Origin of the sequence: Nitratireductor sp. StC3 (assembly GCF_003015025.1) — a bacterium.
GTDB classification, from domain to species: domain Bacteria; phylum Pseudomonadota; class Alphaproteobacteria; order Rhizobiales; family Rhizobiaceae; genus Mangrovimarina; species Mangrovimarina alexandrii.
In genome coordinates, this window is the sequence record NZ_PYBP01000023.1 from 1 (window position 1) to 21,964 (window position 21,964).

Here is a 21,964-nt window from a genome sequence, read left to right on the forward strand (position 1 = left end):
ACCCGCTTCCAGAAGGGACAGTCCGGCAATCCTTCTGGTCGTCCCCGTGCCGCCAAGGCGGATGGATTGACACTGGAGGAACAGCCGCTCTTGCATGCGGTACACGAACGGGCGCAAAAGACGGTCAGAATGCGGGAGGGCGATATCGTCTCCGAGGTCGGCGCCCGCGAGGCCCTGATCCAGTCGATCCTGGCTACTGCACTCAAGGGCAATGCGCGTTCACAAGGATTGGCGCTCGATCTGATCCGTTCGGCCGATATTCAGCGCGCACGCGATCGAGCCGAACGGCAACAGGCTGCAAAACGATACAAGGCCAATCAGGCTGAGGCGATCGCGGCTGCGATCGAAGCGGGCAAGGACACCAGGCTGATCCTCCCGCATCCCGACGATATCGTGCTCGACGACGACTACGGTTTCCACNACACTACCGTGATGCGCTTATCTTGCAGGATGCGCTCGATAGCCGGCTTGGCGATCGCATGCCGAGCGCCAGACCAGCAGCTTCATCCAGTGGGACGCAATCCGGTGCATTGCTCTTCGCGACGGTTCTCAACACGACCTTGCCGGCACGTTACCAGTTGGACGACGCAACGATCGTTCATCGGCTGGCGCGCCACGAACGCATCAATCTGCGTCAGCTTCTGAAGGAGACCTATCAGGCATGGCGAAAGGCCGGCGTCAAAGTCAAACGAGGCGTTCGGTTTACCGATCTCGACACAGCCAGAAGAACGGTTGGATACACAATCGATTTTGGTCGGGCCTTCCGTGATGGTCGTTTGGATCTGGATGCGATCGCTCGTGACGGATTTGACGATGTGACCCTCGAACTTATGGAGAGATATGGCCTCGATGCACAGCGACCGTAGCGCACCACAAGTATCTCGCTGATGCCTTGAAACCGAACGAGTGTGGAAACCGATCCGCAATGGACAGTCACAAATGGCGCTGGATCGGAAAGTTACTGATGATCCAGATGACCTTGGCGTCCGACGCTGTCTTGTTGCTAACGGCGTGTGGCTTGCGACCATCAAAGACGAAGCTGTCGCCCTCGCTGAGTATTGCCTCCTCGCCATCGACACTCATGACGATTTTGCCCTCAAGCACATAACCGCCCTTCTCAGCCATGGTCGTGAGCATGCTTCCGCCAGATGAGCCGCCCGGCGGAATGTGCAGTAGCATCATCTCCAAATGTTGGGTTGTACCCGTGGAGAGCAACTCTTTAGTGAGGTGACCGAGCTCGCAGAACGGGCGCTGATCCAGTCGCTTCACGAAAATCGGATCTCGGCGTGGCGGAAATGTAACGGCCTCCTCGCTCTTCGGTTGGTCGGGAAAGAGCGCTGCGGCGCTGGTCCCGAGAGCAACCTGAATTTTTGTCAACACCTTTAAGGATGGGTTGGCGAGGTTCCTCTCGATTTGGCTCAGCATGCCCGACGAAACGCCTGAGGCGCGCGACAATTCCTGGAGTGACATGTTACGCTCACGACGCAAGCGGCGAATAGCAATTCCCACATAGTTCGAGGGTGCTTCCATTTGTAAATTCTCTGAACCACCCGCTGCCTTCATTTAAGTATTTTCTTTCCAGCAAGATTTTCATAACGCGACACTCTAACCGAAACCGGCGAATAGCGACAATGGACACTGCCGCGATTCACACTTGGCAACGTGAGGTGCCACCCTACGCCCGTGAACGAAGAGTGGTCTACCAGATATTTCAATATAATGAAATTCAAACTGGTCAATTCGAAATTTTGGGGTTGACGAATGAAAGATTGCCTAGATATGTTCAACATATCAAAAAGTGAAAAACGTCCGGGGGGGGCGGCGTGGGTCAATCTGCCATTTTTAAGTGGACGAGAATCTCAGTGATCGCGAACCCGTTTGCGGGGCGGGGTAGAACGGATGATTAAGTATATTCTCCGTCGTGTGATCCAAAGTATCGTGGTTCTTTTTGGAGCGGTGGTTTTCTCGTTTCTGATCCTTCGCGTCATTCCCGGCGATCCCGCGGTAATGATGCTTTCCGATCTCGCCACCCCGGAGGAGATCGAACGCGTTCGTCAGTCGCTCGGTGTCGACCGGCCCATCTGGGTTCAGTTTTTGGTATATTTAAAGCAGATTTTCACCGGGGACTTCGGAGTTTCCTATCGGAGTCAGACACCGGCTCTCGGCCTGGTTCTCGGATATTTGCCAGCAACCTTCCAGCTTGCCGCTGCTGCCCTGTTGATAACTATCGTGGTTTCGGTGCCGTTGGGCGCGGTGGCAGCGATACGAAAGGGAAGCTGGATCGACAGTCTCCTCTCAGGCTTCGCGCTTGTCGGTCAGTCGGTGCCCGTTTTCTGGCTCGGCATCATGCTCATCCTGATATTCTCGGTACACTTGCGCTGGCTGCCCACGTCAGGACAGGGAGGTTTACAGCATCTCGTCCTGCCTGCTGTGACTCTAGCCGCCGCCCAGGTGGCGCTGGTGGCGCGCATCATGCGTTCCAGCATGCTGGAAGTGATCAGGCAGGACTACATCCGCACCGCGCGCGCCAAGGGGCTCTCCGAGACCTCGGTTGTTGTCGGTCATGCGCTACGCAATGCGCTGGCGCCTGTGGTTACGGTGCTCGGTCTCCAGATCGGCAATTTGCTTGGCGGCGCCATCATCACCGAGACCGTGTTTGGATGGCCGGGCGCAGGCAATCTCCTCGTCAATTCGATCGGCGCCCGCGACTATCCGGTGGTCCAGGCGATGATTGTCATCTCGGCACTCGTTTTCGTCGTTACCAACCTGATCGTCGACATCATCTATGTCATTCTCGATCCCCGCGTCAGCTACAATTGAGGCGCAAGATGGAGCTGTTCACCTTCATCCGCCATCGCCCGATATTGGCGCTTGCCCTGTTCATCCTGCTGCTGCTGGTCTTCATCGCGATTTTCGCGCCGCTGATCGCCCCGGAAAACATCGAAGCACAGAATATCTTCAACCGACTCAAGCCGCCGCTATGGGTAGATTCCACGGGCGTCATGTACCTTGCGGGCACGGATCATCTGGGTCGCGACATCCTCGCCAGACTGATACACGCTTCGCGAATCTCGTTGCTGGTGGGCGTAGTGGCGGTCGCATTTGGTGGCAGCGTCGGTCTGCTGCTCGGCCTGCTCGCGGGGTACTATGGCGGACGGGTGGATGCGGTGATCATGCGTTTCACCGACATGCAGTTGGCCTTTCCATTCATGCTATTGGCTCTGGCGCTGGTCACGATCCTTGGCCCCAGCATTATGAACGTGATCCTCGTGCTCGCACTAACGAGTTGGATCAACTACGCCAAGGTCGTGCGCGGCGACGTATTGCAATTGCGCAATCGCGAATTCATCCAGGCGGCGCGGGTGCTGGGGATTCCCAGCTACCGCATCATCTTCCGCCACATCCTGCCGAACGTCTTCTCGTCGTTCCTGGTCGTAGCGTCGTTTCAGGTGGCAGCACTGATCATCGCGGAGTCCTCACTCAGCTTCCTCGGCCTGGGCGTGCCCAACAGCGTGCCGACATGGGGTTCGATGCTGGCTGACGGGCGCGAATACGTGCGCGACGCATGGTGGCTGTCGGTATTCCCAGGCGTGGCGATCATGTTGGCCGCGCTTAGCTTCAACATCATCGGCGATGGCCTTCGCGACGTTATGGATCCGACGCTGAGGGCGTCTGGCAATCCAGGTGGTGGTCGCCTGGCGCGCCTGTTTACGCGTCGCCAAGCCACGTCGTCACACGCGACGTCCGACACAACCCATCTCAATCCGTCATCCGCGATGGGCGGAATCGAGAAGTAGGAGGGATCATCGATGGCAATTGTCGTAGGAACGGCAGAGGCGAAGCCAGGCAAGTTGACGAGGGGCGAACTGCGCGTGGGCAGCATGGCTGACGGCTCACCGATCCGCCTACCGGTGTTTATCGCCAGCGGCCGGAAGGACGGCCCGACCGTCTGGCTCGAAGGCTGCATCCATGGCGAGGAATATGGGGGCGCCGCCTCCATCATCGATTTCATGCGCGGCGTCGACGTGGCGACTCTTTCCGGCACGATTATCGGCGTACCGGTTGCAAATCCGGCCTCGTTCAACTTCCGCTCCCGCGTGTCTTCGATCGACGGGCAGAATCTAAACCGCATTTTCCCCGGTAGCAGAGAGGGCAGTCACAGCTTCCAGCTGGCGGCTGTCATCGGCGAACTGCTTGCCAAGTATGCGGACTATGTGATCGACCTTCACAGTGGCGGCATCGGCGCCGAGGTGCCGTTCTATGTCATCTACAAGGACGACGGGACAAAGACCGCCGACCGCTCGAAGGAACTTGCCAAGCGCGTCGGCGTCGACACCATCTGGCGGGTGCAGGAGGCGGCAGGGATGGGCGGCACGGTCACCGCGGAATCACTTCGCCACGAAGCGCCCTCGGTGACGATAGAGTGCGGCGGCGGCACGTTTACCGAACAGCACCTTCAGGACTATCTCACGTCGATCCGCGGTTTCATGCAGGCAACCGGCGTATTGCCGGGCGAGGCGCCGGTGCAAGGCCGCTACACGATCATCAGCGGCGGCTCCTTCATCCACAACCGAGAGGGTGGCCTGTTCGTGCCGTTGTGCGAGGTCGGCGACATCCTGCCCAAGGGAGCGCCGATCGCCCGGATGATCGACCTCTTCGGCGAGACGGTCGAAGAGATCAACAACCCCTACGATGATTCCTACATCGCCGCTATCCGTTGCCGCTTCTACCCGACCCATGCGGGCGAGATCTGTGCCGAAGCGATCCCGGTGGAAAGCCACGAAAGAGTTTGATTCCCGCCATTCGCGTAGCGGCCGATTCCTTCCTGAACATCAAAGAAAGGGGAATGAAATGCTGATAAAGTCGTTGAAAGGTCTGACCATCGTCTCCAGCGTACTGCTAGGGTCGACTTTCCTAAGCCTCGGGCAAGCACTGGCCTTCGACCTCACGGTCGCGGCCGGCGCGGATCCGACCACGCTCGACCCACGTAAGACCTGGGTGGCGCAGGGCTATTCGATGAATGCGCATGTGTTCGAGCCACTGGTGTTCCGCGAAGAGAGGGACGGCAACGTGTTGCTGTATCCGGTGCTCGCCGAATCTTGGACCCAGAAGAGCCCGACAGAGCTCGAGGTCAAGATCCGCGAGGGCATCAAGTTTCACAATGGCGAGCCGCTCGACGCTGCCGCCGTGGCCTACACGATCACCAGTATCCAGGATCCCAACTTCACTACCAATCTGAAGCTGTGGACCCGCGATATCGTTGGCGTCGAGGTCACCGGCCCTTACACGTTGGTGCTGAAGACCGCGTCGCAGACGCGTGGCTTGCTCAATGTTCTGGCGCAGGTTCCGATCGTTGCACCGGAAGCGGCCAGATCACCCGATTTCGAGAAGCAGCCGATCGGCACCGGTCCGTACAAGATTGCTTCCTACACTCCGAGCGGCCAAGTGGTGATCGAGAAGAACGCCGACTACTGGGGCACGTCCGGAGAGGCCGACAAGATCACCTTCCGCATCATGCCAGAGAATTCCACGCGGCTCGCCGCGCTTGAGGCTGGCGAAGTGCAGGTGGCCGAAAACTTGCCGCCGGACAAACTGCCCGCGTTGCGCGACAACCCGGAGCTTCAGGTCGTCTTCACGCCCACGCTGCGCGTGGACTACATGATCATGAATTTCCGCAATCCGCTGATGAGCGACATCAAGTTCCGCGAGGCGCTGTCGCTCGCCATCGACCGTCAGGGCATCGTCGACAACCTCCTCGGCGGCACGACCAAGGCGGCAAACTCGATCTCGCCTCCCGGAACCGTGGGCTACGACGCCGATTTGCCGATCTATGCCTACGATCCCGTGAAGGCCAAGGAAGCGCTGGCCGAGTCGAGCTACAACGGCGAGGTTATCAAGGTCGGCGGGCCGGTAGGGCGCTACTCGATGGACAAGCAGGTCACCGAGGCCATCGGTGGCATGCTCCAGGCGATCGGCATCAAGGTTGAGATCGAGACGCTCGCATTCTCGTCCTACATCGCCAAATACAACGAAGCGGCCTACGACTTCGCCTTCATCGGCCAGACTGACTTCACCACCACTCCCCACAAGCACTGGGGCACGCTGTTCTATTCTCCGACCAACATCACGAAATACGTGAATCCGGAGATGGACAAAATCATCGAGGCGGCCTCGGTCGAGCTCGATGATGCGAAGGCGGCTGAGTTGTACAAGCAAGGCCAGGCCATCGCGCACGAGGACTTTGGCGGGGCGCTGCCGCTCTACTACGAGCCCCAGTTGATCGGCCTGAGCGCGAAGGTGGAAGGCTTCATCCCACGGCTCGACGAATACATCATCGTCACCACCGTGAAATCCAAACAATAGATAAATCGCGCCGTCGCTAAGGGCGCGGCGGCGCTCATTCCCGAGACCAGAGGAAGAAAATGACCAAGTACATCGTGTGTGGTTCGCTCATCGACGCAACGGGCGCCGAGCCGCAGAAGAATAAGGCCATCGTCGTCGAGAACGACAAGATTAAGGCCATCGTCGACGCCGGCGCCGTGCCGACAGGAGCCGAGAAGATCGATCTTTCCGACCGCACCGTCCTGCCGGGCCTCATCGACTCGCACGAGCACCTGATCGTCGATCCAGGCGACGAGGCTGCCCAGTGCGCCGAGACGCAGAATTATCTGGCGATGAAGGCAATGTGGAACGCCAAGGCGATCCTCAAGGCTGGCATCACGACTATGCGCGACGTCGGCGAGAAGTACTTCATCGACGTCGACGTCAAACGTTGCATCGAGACAGGGCTCATCCAGGGGCCGCGCCTTCTGATCTCCGGTCACCCGCTCATCCGCACCGGTGGCCACGCCCACTTCCTCGGCCGCGAGACCGATGGCGTGTCCGATATGCGCAAGGCGGTGCGCGAGCAGCTCAAGCAGGGCGTGGACCTCATCAAGATCATGGCCAGCGGAGGCATGTCGACCAAGGGGTCGCTGCCTGACTCGCAGGAATTCTCCACAGAGGAGATCGTCGCCTGCGTCGACGAAGCGCGCCGTAACGGCCGCACAGTGGCTGCGCATCTGCATGGCGGGCCGGCGCTCAAGGTCTGCATCGAGGCCGGCGTCCACACGGTCGAGCACGGCATCCTCTACACAGAAGAGGATGTGAAGCTGGTGGCGAATTCGCCCACCTGGCTGGTCTTTACCACCGGCGTCGGCATGGTCGCGATGGAAAGCCCGGACACGCCCGCTCATTTCAAGGCCAAGGCCAGCGCCGCCCATGCCAACGGCCTGAAGGTCCGCAAATGGGCCAAGCAGCACGGCGTCAAGGTGGCGGTCGGCACCGACACCAACCACGGCCGCATGGACACCGAGGCGTGGGCGCTGATGGAGGCCGGCTGGAGCGCGATGGAAGCGATCCAGGCCTGCACCATCAAGGGCGCTGAGCTGTGCGGTCTCGGCAGCAAGACCGGCACGCTGGAAGCCGGAAAATGGGCCGACGTCATCGCGGTCGACGGTGACCCGCTGTCCAACGTCCGCGACCTGCGCAACGTCACCTTCGTCATGAAGGCGGGCAAGGTCGAGTTCGCCAACGCGGCTGCGGCGTGATGGACGCTCCCGTTCAGGACGTATTCAGCATCGGCACAGCCAGCGCTGCGGCTGGCGAGACTGCGATCGGCGTCCTGCCTGTCGCGGTCGGGATGGACGCTCGCGAGGTCGTGATACCGATAGCGATCGTCAACGGTGGGCGGCCGGGGCCGGTCGTCCTGATCGAGGGTGGATTGCACGGGATCGAAATCGTGACGGTGGAAATCTGCCGGCGTCTCAAGGAAGAACTCATCCCGGCGGATCTCGCCGGGACGCTCGTCCTGGCACCGCAGATCAATCCTTGGGCCTTCCTCGCTTCCAGCCGCTTCACGCCGCAGGATGCGCAGGACATGAACCGTGTTTTCCCCGGTGCGGCCGGCGGCAGCGTTTCGCATCAGGTGGCGCGCGTCATCACCCGCGAATTGCTGGATCGCGCCGATATCGTCATCGATTGCCATTCGTGCAATCCGCCATCCATTCATTTCACCATCGTCGGCGATGAGGGCGGGACCGAGGTGCGCAGACGCTCTGTCGAGATCGCAGAGGTCTTCGGCTATCCCGTCGTGCTCGCCAACACCGCGTATTCCGGCACCCTGTCAGGCTATTGTCTGGAGCAGGGCAAGCCGACCATCACGCCGGAATTCGTCTTCTCCCGCCGGTTCGATCCTGTGTCGATCGACACAGGCGTCGCGGGCGTGCGCAATGTGCTTCGCCATCTTGGCATGCTGGCCGGCGGGCCCGTGGCAGTCGACGTGCCGCGTCCGTTCGACGAGGTCAGGACCTACCGGTCGATCGGAGCAACGAAGGGGGGCTTCTGTTTCTTCGACGTCGAGTGCGGCGGCGCCGTTACGAAGGACGAGCCCATCGCCACGTTGCGCGACGTTTGGGGCACGGAGATGGAACGCATTCTCGCGCCGCAGGACGGTGTCATCATCGCCTTTCCGCTTCAGGGCAATCAGGCTGCCGGCACCGGCGACAAGGTTGCCTATCTCGCTTACCGGAGCGGAAACGAGCCATGACCCGCCCCTTGCTGGAAGTGAAGGATCTGCGCACCTACTTCCGCACGCCGCGCGGCGTCGTGCGCTCGGTCGACGGCGTTTCCTTTACGCTCGACCGAGGCGAGACCTTGGGCATCGTCGGGGAATCCGGCTCGGGCAAGTCGGTCACATCGCTCTCCATCATGCAACTTCTGCCGAAGCCTGCCGGCTATATCGCCGGCGGAGAGATCTGGCTCGAAGACCTCAATCTTGTGGAAGCAAGCGAACGTGAGATGCGTAGGATTCGCACCCGTGAGATTGCCATGATCTTCCAGGATCCGATGACCTCGCTCAACCCCGTCATCACTGTGGGCAAACAGATCGCGGAGCCGCTGCGGTTGCACATGGGTATGAGCGCTGCGCAGGCGCAGACGCGCGCGGCCGAACTGCTCTCCATCGTTGGCATTCCCGAGCCGAATCGTCGGCTGGACGACTATCCGCACCAGTTCTCGGGCGGTATGCGCCAGCGGGTGATGATCGCCATGGCCCTTTCCTGCGATCCCAAGGTGCTCATTGCCGACGAGCCGACGACCGCGCTCGATGTAACCATCCAGGCCCAGATACTGGAACTCATTGGCCAATTGCAGACCGAACTCAACATGGCCGTCATCATCATCACACATGATCTCGGCGTGGTTGCCGGCATGGCCGATCGCATCAACGTCATGTATGCCGGCAAGGTGGTCGAGACCGGTTCGACCGAAGAGATTTTCGCCCAGCCCCGCATGCCTTACACGATGGGCCTGCTGCGTTCGGTGCCTCGCGTCGATGACGAGCGCGGCAAGCGGCTCTATGCGATTCCCGGCACGCCGCCGGACGTCAGCACGCCGATCACCGGATGCGCGTTCCTACCGCGCTGCGACTATTCCAGATCGCTCTGTCGCAGCCGTGTGCCGGACCTCCGGCCGGTGGGAGTCGGCCGGCAGGCCGCGTGCCTGTTTGACATCGACGTCGATGCCGACATGTTGCACGGCGGTTTGGACCGCACAGGGGATTCCACCGGCTCCCGGCTATGGAGCGCATCATGAGCGGCGAGCTTCTCATGGAAGTGCGCGACCTCAAGATGCATTTCCCGATCAGGGAAGGCATTGTGGTGCAGCGGCAGGTCGGCGCGGTGCGCGCTGTCGACGGTATCAGCTTCGGCATCGCACGCGGCGAGACGCTCGGGTTGGTCGGCGAATCCGGCTGCGGCAAGTCGACCGCGGGCCGCGCCATCCTCCAGATGTATCGGCCGACCGCGGGATCGGTGCGGTTCCGGGGAACGGAGATCGCCGGTCTTGGCGACACCGCCATGCGTCCCTATCGCCGCCGCCTCCAGATGATCTTCCAGGACCCCTATGCCTCGCTCAATCCACGCATGACGGTCGAGCAGGCCATAGGTGAGCCCATCCGCATGCATGGGCTGCGCAGAGGATCGGCCGTACGCGAGCGGGTGAGCGAGCTGCTTGAACTCGTGGGGCTTAACGAAACGATGATGACCCGCTATCCGCACGAATTTTCCGGCGGCCAGCGCCAGCGCATCGGCATTGCGCGGGCGCTGGCCGTAGAGCCGGAGTTTATCGTTTGCGACGAGCCCGTTTCGGCTCTCGACGTGTCCATCCAGGCTCAGGTCATCAACCTGCTTGAGGATCTCCAGCAGCGCTTGGGTCTGACCTATCTGTTCATCGCTCACGGACTGAACGTGGTGAAGCACATATCGAGCCGCGTCGCCGTCATGTATCTCGGTCGCATCGTCGAGATAGCAGAAAGTTCTGAGCTCTACCGCCGGCCGATGCATCCCTACAGCCAGGCGCTGCTCAGCGCAGTGCCGCTTCCAGACCCGGTGGTTGAGCGCAAGCGAACGCGCACGCTCCTAAGGGGGGATCTACCAAGCCCGGCCAATCCGCCCAGCGGATGTGCGTTCCACACGCGCTGTCCCGTCGCTCAACCTATGTGTGCTGCCAATGCTCCGATACTTTCCGGTCCAACCAACGGTCATCAAGTCGCATGTTGGATTGTGCCATCGGCTAGCTGAAGTGGCCGGAGAGGACTTGACCTGAGATTGACCTGAGCCCTGACTGCCCTCCAGTTGTTTGGAGAGTCCTGGGTTTCATTGCTCTGATCCCATTCTTTGGACCGCCGGAAGGTAGAGTTTTCCGCGTCATTGCTCCGATACCATTCTTTGGACCGCCGGATGCTGGAGTTTCCGGCAAAACGGAAAGACGCCTTACGAGGCGCTCCGAGAGAAGCTATAATCACTCAACCAGATGTCCCGAGAGAACCCGCCGCTTACAAAAATTTTATTATATCAATTTGACATAATAAAAAAAGAACGCTATTTCCAAGAGTGGAGGAGCGCAAATGGGGATAGTGGAATCTCGCACGCTACTTGGCGTTAAGCCAACGCTTTCGCTGCGCAATATCAGCAAGACCTACGGCGCAGTCCAAGCGTTGACGAGCGTCAGCGTCGATTTCTTCCGCGGCTGCGTTCACGGCATTGTCGGTGAGAACGGCGCCGGCAAGTCGACTCTGATGAAGGTTTTAACCGGGGCCGTTTCGCCGGATAACGGGGAATACATACTGGATGGGCAGCGGATCCTCATAAACCATCCGCGCGAGGCGCAGGCGCACGGGATCAGCATCGTCCATCAGGAACTAAACCTGTTCCCGCATCGGACCATCGCGGAAAACATCTTCGCTGGGCGGGAGCTTGTCAAAGGTGGGCGCCTTCAGATTGACGCGATGTGGCGTCGTACAGCCGAGGTCCTGAAGCAGCTGGAGATCGACCTCGATCCAGACGCTCCTGTGGGCAGGCTGAGCATCGCAAGCCAGCAGATGATCGAAATCGCTCGGTCGGTTGCCTTTGACGCCAGCGTGCTGATCTTCGACGAGCCGACAGCAACACTTGCCGAAGACGACTGCCGTATCCTTTTCTCGCTGATTCGAAAGCTACGTGCGAGTGGCCTCGTCATCATCTACATCTCGCACCGAATGGCGGAAATCTTCGACCTTTGTGACGAGGTCACCGTCATCAAAGATGGGCGCAAGGCGCTGTCCGTCCCAACGGCCGATGTCGACCCGGAGCAGCTCGTGTCCGCAATGATCGGACGGCGGCTTGATGAATATTACCCGGCAAGGAGGGGGCCGCAGTCACCCGCCAGGTCGGTGCTGAAGATCGTAGGTGGCTCGGGCCAGAACCTCTCGGACATAAATCTCGAGCTGCGGGGTGGCGAGGTCACGGGAGTCTTTGGTCTGAAGGGTTCAGGTCGATCCGAACTCGCTTACGCTCTTTGGGGCAGCCCTGGCTTCCGGGAAGGTGTGGTCACACTCGATGGCTGTCCGCTCGCTCTGACCAGCGCTGGCCACGCGATGCGCGCTGGCATCGGTTTCGTTCCGGAAGACCGAAAAAGTGAGGGGTTGGCGCTGGAGCTGCCGCTCTGCGAAAATTTGTTACTTGCCAAGCGCGTTCTCTCTGGCTGGCTTGGTGGACCCGACCCGGCTGGAGCCGTCGCGACCCAAGCGGTATTTGATCGTGTTGCCTTCGCTCCGGCCGATCCGAAAGCGCCTGTTTCGAGCCTTTCCGGCGGCAACCAACAAAAGGTGGTGTTGTCGAAATGGCTGCTTGTTGATGCCCAAGTTCTGATCCTTGCAGAGCCGACGCGTGGAGTTGATGTCGGCGCCAAGGCTGCGATCTACGGACTGCTGCGCAAGCTTGCCGACGAGGGGCGTGCAATTCTCGTTCTTTCTTCGGAGCTGCCTGAGGTGCTCGGGATTAGCGACCGCGTGCTTGTCATGCGAGACGGCACCCTCATCGCGGAGTTTCCACCCGACACGGCGGAGTCGGAGATTCTCCTCAAGGCGGGAGGCAAGCCCTATGCATAGTTCGACTGCCCATCCGGCCCCGAGGATCCGCTGGCGCCGCATGGTGCGGGCCGTGCCGCCGGTGTTCTGGGTGTTTACGTTGATGCTGGTTGCGTCCGTTCCATTACTCAGTGTCTATAGCCGTGCGGGCGGGATGTCATGGGCGTTTCTCTCCAACATGCTGGAACGCTCGGTGACCCTAGGTATCGTTGCGGTCGGCCAGACTTTTGTCATTCTCGTCGCCTCGATCGACCTGTCCGTTGCCTTCGTCATTTCCCTGGCAGCGGTACTTGCGTCGTTTATCATGCAAGGGAATCCGGCGATGATCGCAGTCGCGGTCCCGGTGATCTTGCTTTTCGGCATGGCCATCGGGCTGGTAAATGGATTGTTGGTAACGCGGCTGAAGGTCAATCCGCTTATTGCCACTCTGGGCGTAGGGCTGATCATTCAGGGTGTTCTCAGCACGACCTTCCAGAACTTTGCGGGTTCGGTACCGGCCGAATACCAACAGCTGGCCTATGGTAAGCCGTTCGGCATCCCCGCGCCGATTATCCTGCTGCTCTCGCTGGTGGGTGTCGCTAGCTACGTGCTGCATCGCTCGCGCTTCGGAGCCCACGTCTACGCTGTGGGCGGCAACCAGGAGGCTGCACGCCTCGCCGGCATCCGCACGGCGAACGTCATCACCAGCGCGCACGTCATCGCCGGGTTGCTGGCGGCGGCGGCGGGCCTCTTTCTGGCTAGCCGTCTCGGCTCCGGCGCGCCTTGGGTCGGCCCGGATGGAATCTACGACCTGGAATCGATCGCGGCTGTTGTCGTTGGCGGAACGCTCCTGACCGGCGGCAGGGGCGGTGTGTTCGGCACCCTAGCTGGCGTCTTGATCCTCGGCTTCATCGATAGCCTGTTCAACCAACTCGGCATTGACCCCTATCTCAAGCAGGTGCTGCGCGGCGCGATCATCATCGTTGCGGTAGCCGTCTACTCGGTCAGGTCCCGCGAGGAGGTCGCGTGATGAGCATCATCTCAACCAGAAACACGCTCCCCAGCCGCCTGCGCGAACTGCGCTCGATCGAGCCGATCTACTTCATCCTGCTGGCGATCGTCGTCGCTATGGTGCTGTCGAACCCGATCTATCTCGACTATGGCCCAATGATGCAGTTGTTGCGCCGTTCGTCCCCGCTGATCGTGCTGGCGATCGGGCAGCTGTTCGTCATCATCTCCGGCGGGTTCGACCTTTCAGTCGGGTCGTTAATGACGTTCCTGATCCTGGTTTGTGCCCTGCTCCTGAACAGCAGCCCGGAACTCGCCTATCCGGCCATCGCGTTGTGCCTTGTGGTCGGTCTTGCATCCGGTGCCGTCAATGGGCTCGTCGTGTCGTTTTGGAAGGTGCCATCCATCATTGCGACGCTTGGGATGCTGCTCATGCTGCGTGGAGCCGGCTTCTACCTGTCTGGAGGTTCGGCACGGGGCAATCTGCCGGACACATTCCGCGCATTTGGACGCGACAGCATGTTTGGTTTTCCGCTCGCGCTGATCGTCGTCATCGTCTTTGGCACGGCGGCATGGCTCATCCTGCATCGCACCAGCTTCGGGCGTCAGCTCTACATGGTTGGTGCCAACCCCCTCGCAGCCAGGCTTTCGGGTGTGAACGTTGCCGGCATTCGCATCGCGGCCTTCATGCTATCGGGCCTGAGCGCCGCGATCGCCGCAATCCTGCTCAGCGGTTTTTCGGGCGTCTCGACCTCAGCGGGTAATGGCTACGAACTGCAGGCCATCTCCGCTGCGGTGCTTGGGGGCGCGGTGCTCCTTGGCGGGCGAGGATCAGTAGTTCCGGTCATAGCTGGCGCGCTGGCGCTGCACGCTCTGTTCACGCTGCTAAACATCTGGGGCTTTCCCAAGCCGATGCGGGACGTCGTCCAAGGATTAATCATCATCTGCGCGGTGGCTTACTCCGCCCGTAGAAAGTGAGCGCAGCCAGAGCGCGTTCTGGCAATCGACCGGCGGATTATCCCGCCAAATAAAAGGAGGAGAAGGGTATGTCACTGAAAAGCACGTTCAAGGGCGTCCTCGCCGCCGCTTTCGCGGCGCCGATGGCTATGTCGGCGCTCGCGCAGGACAATAAGTTCTTCGATCAAGCCGAACATGACCGCCAGATCGCCATGCTGGATGCGACGCCGATCGGGGATGCAGACAAGCCCTGGCTGCAATCTATGGCCGACAATTTCCGCGACACTTCGAAATATAAGAAGGACGGGCCGTGGACAGTGTGCTTCTCGAACGCGGGCATCTTCAACCCCTGGCAGGTCGTCGGTTACAAGACCATGCAGGAAGAGATCAAGCTGCATTCGAACATCAAGGATTTCATCGTTACAGACGGCGAAGGTAAGGACGACAAGCAGATCGCCGATATCGACGACCTCCTGGCCAGCAAGAGGTGTGACATTCTGCTTGTGACGCCAAACACCACGGCGGCATTGACACCCGCGGTGGAGCGTGCCTGTGCTCAGCTGCCGGTGATCGTGTTCTCGCGCGGCGTGGCGACTGAATGTCCCGTTACCTTCATCACGCCTATCGGTGGCTATGCCTATGGTGCTCAGGCAGCGCGTTTCGTCGTCGATGAACTGCCCGAAGGCGGCAACGTGCTTGCACTTCGCATCTCGCCCGGCGTGGACGTCCTCGAAACGCGTTGGTCGGCGGCCGAGCGGATCTTCGCGGCCAACCCCAAGATCAAGGTCATCGGCTCCGAGTTCACCAGCGACGACCGTGCTATCGCCAAGTCTATCGTCGAGGACTATCTACAGCGCTTCGGCGAGATTGACGCTGTTTGGATGGATGCTGGCGCAACCTCGGTGGCGGCGATCGAGGCGTTCGAAGACATCGGTATCGAGATTCCGATCTTCACGGGAGAGGACCAACAGGACTTCCTCGCCAAGTGGAAGGAGAAAGGCCTGACGGCGATCGCCCCCACCTACCCTACCTTCCAGTGGCGTACGGCGATCATCGCGGCCACCCAGATCCTCAGCGGCGAAAAAGTTCCAGGCCCAATCTGGTATCTGCCCCAGCCGACAATCACCGCCGAAACGCTCGACAAGTACACCCAAGCCAACATGCCTCCACAGCATTATGCTCTCTGCGGCTGCGAAGACATGGCCGGCTACCCCGAGGTTTGGGGCGGCACGAAGTAAGCTCCTCCCGAGCAGAGCCGGGCGGCGACATCGGGGCCGCCCGGCTCAAACGAGAAATCGAAGCAGACGAGGCAGACATCGTGCCCAATACACTCTACGAATTGAACACACTGCGCATCGGCCTAGTCGGCGCCGGCTTCATCGCCAATTTCCATCTGGAATCGCTCATCTCGGTGCGCAACGTCGAAGTACGCGGAATCTATGGCCCGACCAAGGCGCGGCGCGAGGCGTTGGCCGCGAAGGCGAACCAGCTGAAGCTTGGCCCATGCGTCGCCTATCCTGATTTGAACGCGCTTCTGTCGTCTGGCGAAATCGACGCAGTCTGGATACTGGTCCCGAACCATGCTCGCCTGGAGACGATGCGCGCGATCCGCGATTTTGCTCTCGGCAATCCCGGCGTGCTGCGCGCGGTCGCGTGCGAAAAACCCCTCGCACGGACCGTACGGGAAGCGGAGGAAATGCTCGCGCTGGTCAAGGAAGCCGGGCTTCTGCACGGCTATCTGGAGAACCAGCTCTTCGCGACCGCGGTCGCCCGCGGTAAGGCCATCCTTTGGGAGCGTGCCGCCTCCGTTTCGGGCGCGCCCTTTATCGCAAGAGCGACCGAGGAACATTCCGGCCCTCACGAGCCCTGGTTCTGGCAAGGAGAGCGGCAGGGCGGCGGCGTGCTGCTAGACATGATGTGCCACAGCGTGGAGGTCGCCCGTTTCCTTCTGACGGCGCCGGGTGCCGCCCGCGACACCCTCACGCCCAAATCCGCCAACGGCACCATCGCCACGCTCAAGTGGAACCGCCCGGACTACGCCCGTTCGCTGACGAAGAGCATGGGGGCGGAGGTCGATTATCTCAAGCGCGCGGCGGAGGATTTCGCTCGGGGAACCGTAATCATGACCCGCGAGGACGGAACCGACGTCGTCATCGAGTGCGCGACTTCCTGGGCCTATGTCGGCGCGGGCCTGCGCATCCAGCTTGAGGTTCTGGGAGCCGAGTACTCGATGGAATACAATTCGCTGGGCTCGGGCCTCAAGCTCTTCCTCTCGCGCAATCTACAGGGTGATGCCGGCGAGGACCTTGTCGAGAAGCAGAACTCCGAACAGGGACTAATGCCTGTCCTGGAGGATGAACACGGAACCTACGGCTACACGAGCGAGAACCGCGCTATGGTGGAAGCGTTCCGAATGGGCGAGATGCCATTCGAGACCTTCCGCGACGGCGTCGAGGTGGTGCGGATATTAATGGGGCTTTACAAGTCCGCCGAAGAAGGCCGCACGGTGGAATTCGACAAGGAAGACCTGATCGATTTTGTACCGGCCGTAGCGCGGGGAGGCTCGTCTTGACGAGTCTCGTCGCCGACATCGGTGGAACCAAGGCCCGCATCGCCATTGTGGAGGGCCAGTTCCAATCGGAGCCGCAGGTGCTCCATTGCAGCGAATTCGGTTCACTTGAGGACGCGCTGCGCTTCGCAATCGGCAATGCCGGCGTCAAGGTCGATCGTGCCTGCATCGGTGTCGCGGCGCCGGTCATGGGGGATGAAGTCAATATCACTAACAATAACTGGACGTTTTCCGTCAGCGCGACGAAGAACCGTCTGGGGCTGGACGAACTTCTGGCGGTCAACGATTTCGCCGCGCTGGCGTCTGCACTTCCGCTGCTGGACGAAGCCAGCCTCGCCAGCATCGGCGGAGCTCAGTGCCGCGCATCTATGCCCCAACTGATCATCGGCCCCGGCACGGGACTCGGCGTCGCGACGGTGCTGTTCGGCGATACCGACGCGCCGGTAGTGCTTGCAGGGGAAGGCGGTTATGTAACCCTGCCGGTGCATACCGACAGGGAGTTGGCGGTATGGCAGGTCCTGCGCAGCCTGTTCGGTCGCGTGTCCGCAGAACGGGTTCTGTGCGGCAGCGGACTGGTCGAACTCTACAACGCTTTGGGCGTGGTCGATGGTGTCGATGGCGCGCAGGAGAGCTCATCCTACGAAATCGTCAAACACGGAATGGCGGATGCGTCGTCTCGCGAGAGGGAGGCACTTGATATGTTCCTCAGCCTCCTCGGCGATGTGGCGGGAAACGCAGCGCTGACCTTGGGCGCTCGCGGTGGTGTCTTTCTGAACGGCGATTTGCTGAACGAGCTGGCCCCGCTTCTTCCGGGAAGCGCCTTGCACAGCCGCTTCGAACGCAAGGGCCGCGGCAGGCCCTTCCTTGCAGATGTTGGCATCTTCCTCATCACGGACCGCTTTGCCGCTCTGAAGGGCTGCGTGCGGATGCTCGCGGGGCCAGGCGGAGGAACGCGTGAAAGGAGAGATAGCGATGCCGCCTGAGCCAGCATTCCCCCGCGACACTCAGATGAAGCAGGAGATCGCCGAGATCCCGGGCTGCATCGCACACCAGATCAAGCAGCATGGTCCGCTCTACAAAAATGTCGGCCGCCGGCTGCGCGCACATTCCCCAACAGTGATGATCACGGTTGCACGCGGAAGCTCCGACTGCGCGGCCGCCTTCCTGAAACATTTGGTCGAAGTGCGGCTGGGCGTTCCCGTCGCCTCGGTCGGTCCGTCGCTGTCGTCGGTCTACGGGCAGTCGCTGTGGATCGAGCGCGCGGTGTCCTGGGCGATCTCGCAATCGGGTGCCAGCGAGGACATCAACGCGCTGCACTGTAGCAATCGCGCTGCCGGTGCGCTTTCGATCTCGCTTGTCAACAGCCCGAATTCACGCCTGGCGCAGAATTCCGACATCGCGTTGCCGATAGGCGCCTGGCCGGAGCTCGCTCTGCCCGCGACTAAGAGCTTCGTTTGCAGCTTGGTCGCGATCGCCGCCATTGTATCCGAATGGACGGGCGACAGGGACCTTTTCGATTCCTTGCACGCGCTGCCTGAACTGGTGGAGCGCTCGTATCGTTTGGATTGGGGCGTGGCCGAAGAAGCACTCGCCGGGTGCGAGAGCGCACTCATTCTCGGACGCGGTGCCGGCTATCCCATCGCCTGTGAGGCTGCGCTGAAGCTCAAGGAAACGAGCTATATTTTCGCAGAGGCCTTCAGCGCGGCCGAGGTTTGGCACGGACCTGCCGCGCTGATCACGCCTGAGCGGCCGGTCATCCTGATTGCTCCGGCCGACGAGGCATCCGTCGGTGCCGTTGCCACCGCCGAAAAGGTCCGGGCTTTGGGCGCGCGCGTCTTCGTCGTTTCTAGCGACCAAGGGCGCGCCTGCCTGCCTGTACCGAACGCATCGAACAGCGTAGCCGAGGCGATCGCAATGATCGCGCGCTTCTACGCCCTCGCCGAACGTCTTTCGGGCAAGTGCGGTGTTAATGTGGATTCGCCGAGGGCATTGCAGAAGGTGACGGTGACAATCTAGTGGCGGACTGATCACTGGAGGAAGGAACACAGAAATTGAGGCCGATAGGTCCGACCAACCCGGGGGTGTTTTCAGGCGCAAACCTCGAAAATGCTCGTGATCACAACAGGCGTGTGGCGATCGAGACAGTGCGAGTGCATGGGCCGCTGTCGCGTGCTGACCTAGCGCGGATCACTGGGCTCTCGGTACAGACGATTTCCAACATCGCGGAGGAGTTGATCGCAGCCTCCCTGCTGCTTGAGACACCTGTCAGCACCGGTATGCGAGGCAAGCCGCCGAAACTGCTCACGATAAATCCCGACGGTGCCTATTCGATCGGTCTGCAACTCGATCATAACTGGCTGATAGGCGTGCTCCTGGATATCACTGGCGTGAGACGGGGCGAGATTGTGGTTCAGGTGGACAGTCCCGCTCCGCAGGCCGGACTCGTAGCGCTGGAGAAAGCGGCGCGTAACCTCGCCGTCGGCGCCAATATCCAGCTTGAGCAAATCTGCGGGGTTAGCGTTGTCATGCCCGGGCCTTTCGAAGTCGATCCGATCGCCAACAACGGACCGACCGTGCTGCCTGGTTGGGCCGACGTAGCGGTTGCCGACCGTCTTGCCGAGCGGCTCAATCTGCCGGTTTCGCTGGAGAACGACGCTACCGCCGCCGCGATGGGCGAGCATTACTTCGGAGTAGCACGTCAGCATCGGAATATCGTTGTCATCTTCGTCGGAACGGGTCTTGGCGGCGGCGTACTCGTAAACGGCCAGCCCTATCGAGGCGCGTTCGGGAATGCCGGCGAGATTGGCCATATGTCCGTCTATCCCGAAGGAAGGCGCTGCTACTGCGGCAACCAAGGATGCGCGGAGACTTATCTTTCTGTCCACGCGGCCTACGAGCATCTCGGCTATGCGAGGACACCGCCGGCATATGACGAACTTGTGGACCGCTTCCGTACGGGCGAGAGACAGTTTGACACATGGATGAACAAGGCCGCCATCGTCTTACGCCTGCTCGTGGTCAATCTCGAAAACCTGTTCGATCCGGAGGCGGTGATCGTCAATGGTTTCATGCCACACCCAATTCTTGCGGAACTGCAGCGCCGCGCCCTACCACTGCCCTCCTCGGTGGCTTCGCGCCGGCGCCGCGAGGTTCCTCGCCTTATCCTCGGGGCGGCCGGGCAGAAAGTGGCGGCACTTGGCGCAGCGGTACTACCGCTGTTTTACAGCTTCGGCCACCTGACACATGTGAGTGCGGCGATACCGGTGAAGAGATGACCACGAATAACCAAACAGAACGGAGGGTTCTTCATGCCGACACTCAGTCTGAACAATGGCTTCGCGATGAAACGCTGGCCCGAGCCTGAGGTCTGGGCAGAGCTGATCGCAAATCGAATGGGGGTCACCGATGTGCAGCTGTCGCTGGATCTCATCGACTTGACCGGTGGGGTGGAGCGCCAGGACGATCAAGCCTCTCGCATCCGCAACGCGTGCGAAAGCAACGGTATCGAGATATCAAGTGTGTTCTCGGGCCTTAGCGAATACTGTGCCAACATGCTCCTGCATCCAGATGCAGAGATGCGGTTGGCTGCAGTAGAACGATACAAGCGCGGCATCGAATTCAGCGCTCTCGTTGGCGCTGACACGTTCGGTGGGCACATGGGCGCCTATAGCGTTGCTGATTACCACAACCCCGCCCGCCGTCAAGCGCTGGCGGAGGAGCAGTTGGATCATGTCTCCGCGCTTTCAAACTACGCTGGACAGGCGGGACTGCGTTACCTTTTGTGGGAGCCGATGCCCGTGGCGCGGGAGTTTCCGAGCACCATCGCCGAATGCCTGAGCCTTGCCGAGCAGTTCGCTGAGATGAATGGAGCGACCGTCGCTTACTGCTACGATGTCGGTCATGCATGCCGGCCCGACCTCCCGGAAGCGGAGCAGGATCCATATCTTTGGCTCACCCGACTAAGCCATCTCAGCCCGATCGTGCACCTACAGCAAACCGATGGAAAGCGTGATTATCATTGGTGCTTTACCGACGAGGCCAACGCGGTTGGTATCATTCATCCCGAGCAAGTTCGCACTACTATCGCAAAAGCGCCGGCTTCGGTTGTGACACATCTGACGATAGAGGTGTTTCCGACGTTTGAGACGCCAGACGAACAGGTTCTAGCAGACGTCGCTAGCAGCTGTGAATACTGGCGCGATGGCGATGTCACATTAACTTACGGTCAGCGGCTTGGGGTATAATGGCGACGGCAGGAGTACGCCCGCTGTCAGCTGGACACCCGCAACAACTGCTTGATCTTCGCCGTATGACGACCTGGATGCGGAGTTCAGGCGCAGCATTTGCTCCTGCGCGGCGGTCAGTGGCGATTTCGGGGATCTTTGATCCGTTTTCAGGCGGACTCATCCCGAGGCCAAACTGACGCTCGTCAACATCGCCTACAACATGGACCGCTTGATCTTCCACGAACGCCGCATGGCCACGGGATGAGTCCAGAGGATCGCCATTCTTGCTCAGCCGTTCGAGATGCTCCGAAAGGCCGAAGAGAGACCGCTGTTCCATTGACCTGCCTCCAAATCACGACAGGCAAAGTGAATCACGAAACGATCGATCCCGCGAGGTTTTTGCGGGCGTCCAGCTTCGATAAGAAGCTTTACCTGTCGTCCGACAGAATGCACTGGGTCAGGCAGGCATGTTCGTCGTCAGAACATTTGGCGCAGACCGCAGCTCGGATTAACGGAGTGTCGTCCTCGTCTTTGGGATGTAAAGCGGCGAGCTTGCGATGCTGCAAGCGCCGGCGTTCGATGGTCTGTTTATTGATCCTTTCTCGCTGTTTGATGATTGTGTCGGCTCGCCCGAAGTAGGCGTCGGCGGGCGCCAGTTTTTCCTTTCCGCTCGACTTCTTCTGCAAAGGAAGCATTGGTTTGTGCGTCGCGCGCCGCATGGCTGCGGTGCCTTCTCGCCTGGTGGTAGCGCCGGGCTTGTCGTGGTAGCGGCGCCGGACG

The 21,964-nt window shown here is 60.5% G+C and carries 19 protein-coding genes and 1 pseudogene; 18 read left to right on the top strand and 2 right to left on the bottom strand.

All coding sequences use genetic code 11. From position 1 onward, the window contains the following. On the top strand, nucleotides 1–645 hold a 645-nt coding region (locus C7T96_RS24435; RefSeq protein WP_245414235.1), incomplete at its 5' end, for a DUF5681 domain-containing protein. 288 nt (nucleotides 646–933) lie between these two features. Here C7T96_RS24435 and C7T96_RS23285 read toward each other — a convergent pair. After that, nucleotides 934–1,563: a cupin domain-containing protein gene (locus C7T96_RS23285; RefSeq protein WP_106573652.1), complete on the bottom strand. Its 630-nt coding sequence runs from the start codon at nucleotides 1,561–1,563 to the stop codon at nucleotides 934–936. 336 nt (nucleotides 1,564–1,899) lie between these two features. On the opposite strand from C7T96_RS23285, the gene nikB reads away from it, so the two are divergent. The 17 genes from nikB (at nucleotide 1,900) to C7T96_RS23370 (ending at nucleotide 21,202) form a co-directional block, all read left to right on the top strand. After that, on the top strand, nucleotides 1,900–2,820 hold the full coding sequence (nikB, locus tag C7T96_RS23290) for a nickel ABC transporter permease (protein ID WP_106573653.1): 921 nt from the start codon (nucleotides 1,900–1,902) through the stop codon (nucleotides 2,818–2,820). An 8-nt stretch (nucleotides 2,821–2,828) separates the two neighbouring features. Then, nucleotides 2,829–3,797, top strand: coding sequence for an ABC transporter permease (locus tag C7T96_RS23295; RefSeq protein WP_106573654.1), 969 nt, complete (start codon nucleotides 2,829–2,831; stop codon nucleotides 3,795–3,797). Between the two features lie 12 nt (nucleotides 3,798–3,809). Then, on the top strand, nucleotides 3,810–4,793 hold the full coding sequence (locus C7T96_RS23300) for a succinylglutamate desuccinylase/aspartoacylase family protein (protein WP_106573655.1): 984 nt from the start codon (nucleotides 3,810–3,812) through the stop codon (nucleotides 4,791–4,793). Between the two features lie 58 nt (nucleotides 4,794–4,851). Next, nucleotides 4,852–6,363, top strand: coding sequence for an ABC transporter substrate-binding protein (locus tag C7T96_RS23305; protein ID WP_158264451.1), 1,512 nt, complete (start codon nucleotides 4,852–4,854; stop codon nucleotides 6,361–6,363). 59 nt (nucleotides 6,364–6,422) lie between these two features. Beyond that, nucleotides 6,423–7,589 carry an amidohydrolase family protein gene (locus C7T96_RS23310; RefSeq protein WP_106573657.1) on the top strand — a complete coding sequence of 389 codons (1,167 nt, stop codon included), beginning with the start codon at nucleotides 6,423–6,425 and terminating at the stop codon, nucleotides 7,587–7,589. Beyond that, the gene (locus C7T96_RS23315; RefSeq protein WP_106573658.1) at nucleotides 7,589–8,587 is read left to right on the top strand and encodes a succinylglutamate desuccinylase/aspartoacylase family protein; all 999 of its coding nucleotides are present in this window, start codon (nucleotides 7,589–7,591) and stop codon (nucleotides 8,585–8,587) included. Before C7T96_RS23310 ends, C7T96_RS23315 begins: the two co-directional genes overlap by 1 nt. Beyond that, entirely contained in the window at nucleotides 8,584–9,633 is a 1,050-nt protein-coding gene (locus C7T96_RS23320) for an ABC transporter ATP-binding protein (RefSeq protein WP_106573659.1), read from the top strand. The genes C7T96_RS23315 and C7T96_RS23320 overlap by 4 nt, the downstream gene beginning before the upstream one ends. Continuing rightward, nucleotides 9,630–10,619, top strand: coding sequence for an oligopeptide/dipeptide ABC transporter ATP-binding protein (locus C7T96_RS23325; protein ID WP_280951755.1), 990 nt, complete (start codon nucleotides 9,630–9,632; stop codon nucleotides 10,617–10,619). The genes C7T96_RS23320 and C7T96_RS23325 overlap by 4 nt, the downstream gene beginning before the upstream one ends. Before the next feature lie 326 nt (nucleotides 10,620–10,945). Beyond that, nucleotides 10,946–12,466, top strand: a complete 1,521-nt coding sequence (locus tag C7T96_RS23330) for a sugar ABC transporter ATP-binding protein (RefSeq protein WP_106573661.1) — start codon at nucleotides 10,946–10,948, stop codon at nucleotides 12,464–12,466. Nucleotides 12,467–12,506: 40 nt separating this feature from the next. Next, complete coding sequence (locus C7T96_RS23335) at nucleotides 12,507–13,454, top strand: ABC transporter permease (protein WP_199190562.1); 948 nt, start codon at nucleotides 12,507–12,509, stop codon at nucleotides 13,452–13,454. Next, a complete protein-coding gene (locus tag C7T96_RS23340) occupies nucleotides 13,454–14,410 on the top strand; it encodes an ABC transporter permease (RefSeq protein WP_106573663.1) in 957 nt (318 codons plus the stop codon). The genes C7T96_RS23335 and C7T96_RS23340 overlap by 1 nt, the downstream gene beginning before the upstream one ends. 68 nt (nucleotides 14,411–14,478) lie before the next feature. Next, nucleotides 14,479–15,627 carry a substrate-binding domain-containing protein gene (locus tag C7T96_RS23345; protein ID WP_245414236.1) on the top strand — a complete coding sequence of 383 codons (1,149 nt, stop codon included), beginning with the start codon at nucleotides 14,479–14,481 and terminating at the stop codon, nucleotides 15,625–15,627. Nucleotides 15,628–15,707: 80 nt separating this feature from the next. After that, nucleotides 15,708–16,961, top strand: a complete 1,254-nt coding sequence (locus C7T96_RS23350; protein ID WP_106573664.1) for a Gfo/Idh/MocA family oxidoreductase — start codon at nucleotides 15,708–15,710, stop codon at nucleotides 16,959–16,961. Further along, nucleotides 16,958–17,941 carry a glucokinase gene (gene glk / locus C7T96_RS23355; RefSeq protein ID WP_158264452.1) on the top strand — a complete coding sequence of 328 codons (984 nt, stop codon included), beginning with the start codon at nucleotides 16,958–16,960 and terminating at the stop codon, nucleotides 17,939–17,941. The genes C7T96_RS23350 and glk overlap by 4 nt, the downstream gene beginning before the upstream one ends. 25 nt (nucleotides 17,942–17,966) lie before the next feature. Next, nucleotides 17,967–18,974, top strand: coding sequence for an SIS domain-containing protein (locus C7T96_RS23360; protein WP_158264453.1), 1,008 nt, complete (start codon nucleotides 17,967–17,969; stop codon nucleotides 18,972–18,974). A gap of 113 nt (nucleotides 18,975–19,087) precedes the next feature. Beyond that, the gene (locus C7T96_RS23365; RefSeq protein WP_106573667.1) at nucleotides 19,088–20,233 is read left to right on the top strand and encodes an ROK family transcriptional regulator; all 1,146 of its coding nucleotides are present in this window, start codon (nucleotides 19,088–19,090) and stop codon (nucleotides 20,231–20,233) included. A gap of 33 nt (nucleotides 20,234–20,266) precedes the next feature. Continuing rightward, complete coding sequence (locus C7T96_RS23370) at nucleotides 20,267–21,202, top strand: TIM barrel protein (protein WP_106573668.1); 936 nt, start codon at nucleotides 20,267–20,269, stop codon at nucleotides 21,200–21,202. A 524-nt stretch (nucleotides 21,203–21,726) separates the two neighbouring features. Here the strand turns inward: C7T96_RS23370 and C7T96_RS24270 are convergent. Continuing rightward, nucleotides 21,727–21,964 (bottom strand): annotated as a pseudogene (locus C7T96_RS24270) (hypothetical protein); the annotation flags it as partial.